Origin of the sequence: Phenylobacterium sp. (genome assembly GCF_035944335.1) — a bacterium.
Lineage (GTDB): Bacteria > Pseudomonadota > Alphaproteobacteria > Caulobacterales > Caulobacteraceae > Phenylobacterium.
Genome location: NZ_DASZBG010000068.1, coordinates 1 through 7,945, shown reverse-complemented (window position 1 = coordinate 7,945; position 7,945 = coordinate 1). Strand labels below are relative to the sequence as shown.

General features: G+C 70.2%; 9 protein-coding genes and 1 pseudogene. 5 read left to right on the top strand and 5 right to left on the bottom strand.

Going from position 1 to position 7,945, the window contains the following annotated elements; genetic code table 11:
• A pseudogene (locus tag VGT80_RS11495) lies at positions 1-587 on the bottom strand (cytochrome P450); the annotation flags it as partial.
• 114 nt (positions 588-701) lie between these two features.
• Here VGT80_RS11495 and VGT80_RS11490 point away from each other — a divergent pair.
• Both VGT80_RS11490 and VGT80_RS11485 read left to right on the top strand, forming a co-directional pair.
• Entirely contained in the window at positions 702-1,820 is a 1,119-nt protein-coding gene (locus VGT80_RS11490) for an ATP-binding protein (RefSeq protein WP_327455905.1), read from the top strand.
• Between the two features lie 55 nt (positions 1,821-1,875).
• Entirely contained in the window at positions 1,876-2,502 is a 627-nt protein-coding gene (locus tag VGT80_RS11485) for a hypothetical protein (protein WP_327455903.1), read from the top strand.
• A gap of 16 nt (positions 2,503-2,518) precedes the next feature.
• On the opposite strand, the gene VGT80_RS11480 is transcribed toward VGT80_RS11485, so the two are convergent.
• The gene (locus VGT80_RS11480) at positions 2,519-2,773 is read right to left on the bottom strand and encodes a GlsB/YeaQ/YmgE family stress response membrane protein (RefSeq protein ID WP_327455901.1); all 255 of its coding nucleotides are present in this window, start codon (positions 2,771-2,773) and stop codon (positions 2,519-2,521) included.
• A 110-nt stretch (positions 2,774-2,883) separates the two neighbouring features.
• On the bottom strand, positions 2,884-3,333 hold the full coding sequence (locus tag VGT80_RS11475; protein ID WP_327455899.1) for a response regulator: 450 nt from the start codon (positions 3,331-3,333) through the stop codon (positions 2,884-2,886).
• A 346-nt stretch (positions 3,334-3,679) separates the two neighbouring features.
• On the opposite strand from VGT80_RS11475, the gene phoU reads away from it, so the two are divergent.
• From phoU to VGT80_RS11460, 3 genes are all read left to right on the top strand, one after another.
• Complete coding sequence (phoU, locus tag VGT80_RS11470; protein WP_327455897.1) at positions 3,680-4,411, top strand: phosphate signaling complex protein PhoU; 732 nt, start codon at positions 3,680-3,682, stop codon at positions 4,409-4,411.
• Positions 4,408-5,097, top strand: coding sequence for a phosphate regulon transcriptional regulator PhoB (gene phoB, locus VGT80_RS11465; RefSeq protein WP_327455896.1), 690 nt, complete (start codon positions 4,408-4,410; stop codon positions 5,095-5,097). Before phoU ends, phoB begins: the two co-directional genes overlap by 4 nt.
• 70 nt (positions 5,098-5,167) lie before the next feature.
• Positions 5,168-5,956 carry a UDP-2,3-diacylglucosamine diphosphatase gene (locus VGT80_RS11460; protein WP_327455894.1) on the top strand — a complete coding sequence of 263 codons (789 nt, stop codon included), beginning with the start codon at positions 5,168-5,170 and terminating at the stop codon, positions 5,954-5,956.
• Positions 5,957-6,040: 84 nt separating this feature from the next.
• Here the strand turns inward: VGT80_RS11460 and VGT80_RS11455 are convergent, their stop codons facing one another.
• Both VGT80_RS11455 and VGT80_RS11450 read right to left on the bottom strand, forming a co-directional pair.
• Positions 6,041-6,313 (bottom strand): hypothetical protein, encoded by a 273-nt coding sequence (locus tag VGT80_RS11455; RefSeq protein WP_327455892.1) that lies wholly within the window; start codon positions 6,311-6,313, stop codon positions 6,041-6,043.
• A gap of 168 nt (positions 6,314-6,481) precedes the next feature.
• On the bottom strand, positions 6,482-7,945 hold a 1,464-nt coding region (locus tag VGT80_RS11450; protein ID WP_327455890.1), incomplete at its 5' end, for an OprO/OprP family phosphate-selective porin.

Genomic DNA, 7,945 nt, shown 5'->3' with positions numbered 1-7,945 from the left:
TCGGCGATCAGCCGCGAGCCGTATTCGAACATCTTCTGCACGGCCTGGGCGCCCGCGCCGGGCGGCAGGGCCTCGGGCGCGGTGTGGATGGCTTCGGTGAGCTGGTAGAGCTCGCGGCCGTCGTCCAGCGGCAGTCCCATGAGCTCGGCGATCACGAACGAGGGCATCTCGCCGGCGACGTCGGCCACGAAATCGCATTCGCCGCGCTCGATGACGGCGTCGACGATCTGGCCGGCCAGGGCCTGGATGCGGCCTTCGCGCAGGTGGGCGGCGGGCTGGGTGAACTCCGAGCGGATGAGCTTGCGGAACGCCGTGTGCTCCGGCGGGTCCATCATCAGCATCATCTTGTAGGGGCCGAAGCCGCCGCTCTCGCCCAGCGGGTCGGCGATCATGATGGTGGGCCCCGAGGAGTAGGCGGAGAAATCGCGGTCCACGGCCCAGACGTCGGAAAAGCGGGTCACAGCCCAGAAGCCCTTGCCGCCCGGCTCGTCGTGCCAGTGGACGGGATCGTGCTCGCGCAGCCAGGCGAACTGGTCGTGCGGCTGGCCGCCGGAGAAGCGCCCCGGCGACAGCAGGTCGATCTGCATGGCGGCCCCTCCCGGGTCCTGTTCGAGCCGATCAGGCCAGAGTGACGGCAGGGCAGGCAAGCCTCCTCTGCGCGCGCCATTGCCCCGCCGGGGGTTTCGCGGCATCCCTGCGGCGTGTCCGAGGCCCTGACAGAGACGCCCGCCCAGCGGATCCTGGAGCTGCTGCCCGATCCGGTGCTGCTGGTGCGGGCCGGCGGCCGCCAGGGGCCGGAGATCGCCTACGGCAATCAGGCGGCGCAGACGCTGTTCCGGATGGAGCTGGTCGGCGCCCCGCTGGGCGCGGCGCTGCGCCAGCCGCAGGTGCTGGAGGCCATCGAGGAGGCGCTGGCGACCGACGAGGCGGTCGAGGTGGCGTTCGAATCCATCGGCGTGCAGCCGCGCTACTGGCGGGCCTTCGTGCGGCCGCTGGGGGTGGCGGAGGGGGACGGCCGCGAGCTCGTCCTGATGCTGCGCGACGAGACCGACGCCCGGCGCACCGAGCGGATGCGGGCCGACTTCCTGGCCAACGCCAGCCACGAACTGCGCACGCCGCTGGCCTCGCTGGCGGGCTTCGTCGAGACGCTGCGCACCCATGCCAAGGACGATCCGGCGGCGCGCGACAAGTTCCTCGGCATCATGGCCGAGCAGGCCGGCCGGATGGCGCGGCTGATCGACGACTTGCTGTCGCTGTCCCGCATCGAACTCAACGAGCACATCGCGCCCGAGGGCGTCGTCGACTTCGCCCAGGTGACGCAGGACGTGGTGGACGCCATCCGCCCGCTGATCGCCGAGCGTGGCGTGGCCGTGACGGTGGCGGCGGCCGGACCGCTGAGGGTCACCGGCGACCGCGACCAGCTGGTGCAGGTGGCGCAGAACCTGGTGGAGAACGCGGTGAAATACTCCACGCCGGGCCAGGCGGTGGCCGTCGAGATGGCGCGGGCCGCGACGCTGGAAGGCGCGCGGGCGGCGAGCGGGCGCGAGGGGTGGGTGGCGCTATCGCTGCTGTCGCCGGACGCCGCGGCGGACCAGGCGTTCGTGGTGCTGCGGGTGCGCGATCACGGGCCGGGCATGGCCCGCCAGCACCTGCCCAGGCTCTCGGAGCGGTTCTATCGGGTGGCCGGCCAGAAGAGCGGCGGCACGGGCCTGGGCCTGGCCATCGTCAAGCACATCGTCAACCGCCACCGCGGCGGCATCGCAGTGGAGAGCGCCGAGGGCCTGGGAACCACCTTCAGCGTCTATCTGCCGGCCGCCTGATCGCCGAACGGCGGTCTTGGCTGTAGGATGGCGGCAGGCTGGGGAGGCGGCGGCGATGCGATGGCGGATGAGGACGGTGGCAGCGCTCGCGGTGCTCTCTGCCGCCGGCGGCATGGCGCAAGCGGCGGACGCGCCGTGGCGGACCGTGACCCTCGCGGACGGCACGGTGATCGATGTGCCGGCCGTGTCGGCGACCATCCTGCCGAAGACCCTCGGGCCGCCTCGCGGCGTCAGCTCGCTGATGAGCTGGGGCGCGGCCACCGCCAGGGAGAAGCTCGCCTGCAGCCTGGCGCGGATGGCTTATCCCGCGGACAAACCTTATGCGGCGGTCTCGACCCTGTTCGCGTCACAGACGCCCGACGTCTTCTGTCCCAGCCCCCAGCCCGGGCAAACCGAGTTCGCGATCGTGAGATCGGGGCCACTGAGGGTCCAGGGCATGGCGGCGCGGACCTGTGCGGCGGTCTATCGCGATCCCGGCGATCTGATGCCCGGCCACGTAAACCGTACGCTGGTGATCGCGGCGCCGGGATATATCTACCGGTTGGAGTGCCAAATTACGGCGGCCGACCTGGCGACCGCCAAGGACGGCTACTACGACGAATTCGAGAATAGCGTGGATCATATCGAAGGCAGCCTGCGCCTGCCCGCGCACGGCGGCGCCGGGACGGGTCGGCGCAAGTAGCTCTACCGCCGGCGGCTTAAGCCCGACGCACGGCCCGCAGGATCACCAGCAGCAGGATCGCGCCGGCGGCCGCGGTAAGGATCGAGGAGATCCAGCCGCTGCCGAGGTGGATATGCAGCACGCCGGCCAGCCAGCCGCCGATGAAGGCGCCGATGACGCCGACCACGATGTCGCCGATCAGGCCGAAGCCGCCGCCTTTGACGAAGGTCCCGGCCAGCCAGCCGGCGACGGCGCCGATGATCAACCAGGCGATAAGGCCATGAGACGCCATGTTCGGGTTCCCCTCGCCATAGCCGGACGATTCCGGACGTGGGCCGTGACCCGCCGTGGCCCATGGTAAAGCTTGGCCGGACCGAAAGGGTTCCGGCGCCGGCGCGACGCCTATCGGCCAGCGGCGTAGGCGACCGGCCGGGCGGCGCGCGCCGGGGGCGCGCGGCTGAACAGTTCCAGGGCGGGCGGAATCACGGCCGGCCAGCCGCCGGCCAGCACCACCGCGGCGCAACGCACCACGGCCGGCAGATGCTCGACGCAGAAGGGTTTGGCGACCAGACCCAGGGCGGCGTCGCGGTTTTCGCGGGCTTCCAGCACCTGGCCGCTGACGAAGATCGAGGCGATGCCCAGGCGGCGGAACCCGCGGGCCAGGGCGACGCCGTCGCCGCGGCAGGTGAGGTTGATGTCCACCAGCGCCAGATCGGGGCGTTCGGCCCGGGCGAGGGCGGCGGCGTGGACGGCGTCGGCGGCGGGGCCGATCACCTCGTAGCCGGCGTCCCGCAACTCCCATTCGATCGACGCTGCAATGAGCGGTTCGTCTTCGACGACGAGGACCCGCATGTCGCATACCCCCACAGCACAGCCGATGAGATATCACCGCTATCAAAGCTCAGCAGTGCGGCCGGACGCCGCAGCACCCAATATTCAGCGCCCCGGAGTTTAATTATTGATGACCTCGAATACATCCGAATGGCAAAGCTTGTTCACATTCGAGGCCTCAGATAACCCCTACGGCTCAGTTTGTTTGGAACAGTGGAGCTAGATAACTTGAATGGGAGATGAACGGCGCGGCCGCGTCGGGACCGCCTCGGGGCGCGCCGCGAAGCTTTCGCGTCGGCGACGCGTGACTGTCACATAACTGTCATGCGGCAGGGCTAGGTTCCGGACCTGAAGTGAGGTGCGTTACGTGGCCCAGCCGATTCCCAAGAGTTCCTATGCCGCCGAACTCCGCGCCCTAGTGGCCGAGGTGATCCGCATGGGCGGACTGGCCGAGGCGCAGGTGGTCGATGCGGTGGACGCAGTGGTGCGGCGCGACGTGCCGCTGGCCCAGGCGCTGATCGTGCGCGACCTGCGGCTCGACGACATGCAGGCCGACATCGAGCGCCGGGCGCTGACCCTCATCGCCGAACAGGGGCCCTCGGACGAGGACCTGCGCCAGGCGGTCTCGACGCTGAAGCTCGCCATGAACCTGGAGCGCTGCGGCGACCTGGCGCGCAACATGGCCAAGCGCAGCCTGGTGCTGTCCGGCTCCGACCCCGTGCTGCCGCTGATGAGCGCCATCGAGCGGATGGGCCGGCTGGTGGCCGCGCGCCTGCACGAGGTGCTGAACGCCTATGCGACGCAGGAGATGGCCGCCGCCATGACCGTGTGGCGCCGCGACGAAGAGGTCGACGAACACTACGAGAGCATCTTCCGCGAGCTGCTGACGCTGATGGCCAACGAGCCCGACACCGTCGCGCCGGGCGCCCACCTGCTGTTCATCGCCAAGAACCTCGAGCGGATCGGCGACCACGCCACCAACATCGCCGAGATCCTGCACTTCCAGATCACCGGCGAAGAGCTGAACCAGCCCCGCCCCAAGGTCTCGCTGCTGGAGGCCGATGGGCCCAGAGACGGTCCTCGGGACATCAACGCATGAAGCCCTATGTGATGGTCGTCGAGGACGAGGAGGCCCTGGCCACCCTCCTGGATTACAACCTCGAGAAGGAGGGCTTCCGCGTCGAGCGCGCCGCCGACGGGGAGGAGGGCCTCTTGAAGGTCGAGGAGGAGACGCCCGACCTGATCCTTCTGGACTGGATGCTGCCGAAGGTCTCCGGCGTCGAGGTTTGCCGCCAGCTGCGCACCCGGCCCGAGACGCGGCGGACGCCGATCCTGATGCTGACCGCGCGCGGCGAGGAGACGGACAAGGTGCGCGGCCTCGACACCGGCGCGGACGACTATGTGGTCAAGCCCTTCGCCATGAGCGAGTTGACGGCGCGCATCCGGGCCCTGCTGCGCCGCACCCGGCCGGAGCTGGTGGACGAGCGGCTGGAATATGCCGACATCGTGCTCGACCGCGGCAGCCGGCGGGTGACCCGCTCGGGCCGCAACGTGCACCTCGGCCCGACCGAGTTCCGCCTGCTCGACTTCTTCATGCAGCGCCCGGGCCGGGTGTTCAGCCGCGAGCGCCTGATGGACGCCGTCTGGGGCCCGAACACCTATGTGGAGCTGCGCACGGTCGACGTCCACGTGGGCCGGCTCAGGAAGGCGCTGAAGGTGGGCGGCGCCGAGGATCCGATCCGCACGGTGCGCTCGGCGGGCTATTCGCTGGACCAGCAGGCCTAGCGTGAGCCGCGGCTGTCACGCCGCTGTCACCAAATCACCGGCGAACTGACCCCCGTTGGGGGAGATCGTCATGCCGACGCCGACCTTGCGCTGCCGCGCCGCCTTCATCTCGGACGTGCATCTGGGGACCAGGGGCTGCCAGGCCGAGCGGCTGCTGGAATTCATCCGGGTGCTGGAGTGCGACACCCTCTACCTGGTCGGCGACATCGTCGACGGCTGGAAGATGAAGAGCGGTTGGCATTGGCCGCAGGCCCACAACGACGTGGTGCAGAAGGTGCTGCGCCTGGCGCGCAAGGGCGTGACGGTGGTCTATATTCCCGGCAACCACGACGACCGGATCCGCGACTTCTGCGGCGTGCATTTCGGCGGCGTGGTGGTGGCCCGCGACGCGATCCACGAGGCGGCCGACGGCAAGCGCTACCTGGTCACCCACGGCGATGAATTCGACGGGGTGATCCAGCACGCCAGGTGGCTGGCCTTCCTGGGCGACTGGGGCTACCGAGCCCTTCTGACGCTCAACACCCACTTCAACCGCCTGCGGCGCCTGCTGGGGCTCGGCTACTGGAGCCTCTCGGCCTATCTGAAGCATCGGGTGAAGAACGCCGTGGCCTTCATCGACAGGTTCGAGGAGGCCATGGCCGACGAAGCCCGGCGGCGCGGGGTCGACGGGGTGATCTGTGGCCACATCCACCATGCCGAGATGCGCGACATCGCCGGCGTCGCCTATATCAACGACGGCGACTGGGTGGAGAGCTGCACGGCGGTGGTCGAGGGCTTCGACGGGAAGCTCCAGATCGTGCGCTGGCACGAGGTGCGGGCGGCCTACGGCGAGGCCGCCGTCGAAGCGCTCGCGGCTTAAAAAATCGGCCGCGGCCCGAGCGAACCGGAGCCGCGGCCGAGGGATGGCCCTGCATGGCGAGGCTGGCGACCTGCAGGGCTGCGCTCACGCGGCGGCGGGCTCCACGCCTTGGGCCGGCCCGTTGGGGGCGCGGGCGGTGGGATGCTGGGGCGTGGAGCGCAATCGCCCAGCCAGGCTGCCGTCGCGGAGATAGATCAGGATGTCGGTGACCTCGCCGGCCCCGGCTAGGCGGCTGGCGAGGCCGCGGGCCGTGGTCTCGGCGAGCGCGCCGGTCGCGAAGACCAGGACGCCTTCCTGGGCGTCGATCCGCAGGCTCCAGCCGTAGGCGGCCGGACGGACGGCGATAGTGCGGCTCATGGCGACGCTCCGGTTTACGGCCCAGCCCGAACATCCCGGAGTCTAGGCGCCGCATGTGTCGTCGCCGTGACGACAAGATTGCAGCTCTGCCGTCCGGCAAGGCGACAAAAAGGCCGCCGCGGGGGGAAGCCGCGGCGGCCTAGGGACCTGCGAGGGGTCGGGGCAGGCCTAGAAGGTGAACTGGGCCCGGGCGGCCAGGGCGTTGTAGGTCTGGCCGATCTGCACGCCGGCCGCGTTCAGGCGGCTGACGTCCACGTGCTGGTAGTCGAGCATCATCCGGATGTCGGGGTTCAGGTACCAGTTGACCCCGAGCGTCGCGATCTTCTGTTCGCCGCCGCGGATGGCGTCGGCCAGCGAGGCCGTGCCCGCCGCGCCGGCGTGGAAGTCGAGGCTCAGGTCGGAGTAGCGGGCGACCAGCTCGAGCGCGCCCCAGGTCCCGGCCTCGGGGTTGAAGTTGTAGGCCATCTTGGGCGCGTCGAAGCGGGCTTCGGTCGGGTTGTACGGGCGGCTCTCGCCGGTCAGCACCCAGGCGCCTTGCACGTACCAGCCGTCGAACTTCGGATTGCCGAAGCCGACCTGGGCGGCGGTGAGGCGGCGGTCGATGCCGTACTTGAAGTACTCGCCCTCGATCAGGAAGTTCTGGATCGTCACGCCGGCCTCGGCGCCCAGCACGGTGACGTGGCGCGCGTCGATCGCGCCGGTGTCGACCAGCCGGGTGGCGTCGAGGCGCAGTTCAGGCCGATCGCGCAGCTGCACCGTCGTGCGGGGCGTGACCCCCGGGGCGATCGCATTGGGGTGGATGACGTACTGGGCGTTGAGGCCGAAGTGCGCCTGCCAGTCGGTGGAGGAAAATGGCGCGAAGGCGACGCGGCCGATCCAGGCCTGCTGCTCGTCGACCGGCTGGGCCGTGGCGCTGCCGGTGGAGTTGATCGTGCCGACCGTGTTGCCGGTGACGGCGGTCGACAGGAACCAGCGCGAGGCGATGCCCGAGTCGCCTTCGCCCCAGACGCCATTGCCCTGGAACTGCAGGGCCGAGCGGCTGTCGCCAGCGGCCACGTTGCGTGCCACCTCGGCCGGCGCCGGACGCTCCATGATCGGCATCTGGCTGGTGGAGACCGCCGCCGCCAGGCCGATGTTCGGCTCGAAGGCGCCCAGGCGGATGCGCCAGGGCTTGAAGGCCGTGTACTGCACCCAGGCTTCCTGGATGTGGCCGGCGTCCTCGGCGCCGGAGCCGCCGAACTCGTAGATCAGGGCGTAGTCGAAGTCCTTGAACAGCTTGCCGTCGATGCCGAAGCGCGCGCGGCGGAAGTTGGTGCCGTCGTTGAGGTCGCGCCCGACGGTCGTCGCCGGCAGGTTCGTCTTCTGCATGTAGAGGCCGCCGTCGAACATGACGATGGCGCGGATGTTGGCGGTGAAGCGGCCGTCGGCGGTGGCGAAGGCCGGCTTGCCGTTCGGCAGGCTCGGGATGACGGTCGCGCCCGACGGCGGGGCCTGCAGGGTGACGATGTTCGCGTCGGCCGCGGCCTGGGCGGTCTTCACGTCGGCGAGCTGGGCCTGGGTGGCGGAAAGCTGCTGCTGCAGGGCCGAGACCTCGGCCGGGGCGACGGCCGGCGTGGCGGCCTGGGCGCGGAT

Coding starts and splice junctions, on each gene's coding strand:
- phoB (WP_327455896.1), top strand. CDS start 4,408: ATGAAGCCCTATGTGATGGTCGTCGAGGACGAGGAGGCCCTGGCCACC.
- VGT80_RS11475 (WP_327455899.1), bottom strand. CDS start 3,333: ATGCGGGTCCTCGTCGTCGAAGACGAACCGCTCATTGCAGCGTCGATC.
- VGT80_RS11485 (WP_327455903.1), top strand. CDS start 1,876: ATGCGATGGCGGATGAGGACGGTGGCAGCGCTCGCGGTGCTCTCTGCC.
- VGT80_RS11480 (WP_327455901.1), bottom strand. CDS start 2,773: ATGGCGTCTCATGGCCTTATCGCCTGGTTGATCATCGGCGCCGTCGCC.
- VGT80_RS11455 (WP_327455892.1), bottom strand. CDS start 6,313: ATGAGCCGCACTATCGCCGTCCGTCCGGCCGCCTACGGCTGGAGCCTG.
- VGT80_RS11460 (WP_327455894.1), top strand. CDS start 5,168: ATGCCGACGCCGACCTTGCGCTGCCGCGCCGCCTTCATCTCGGACGTG.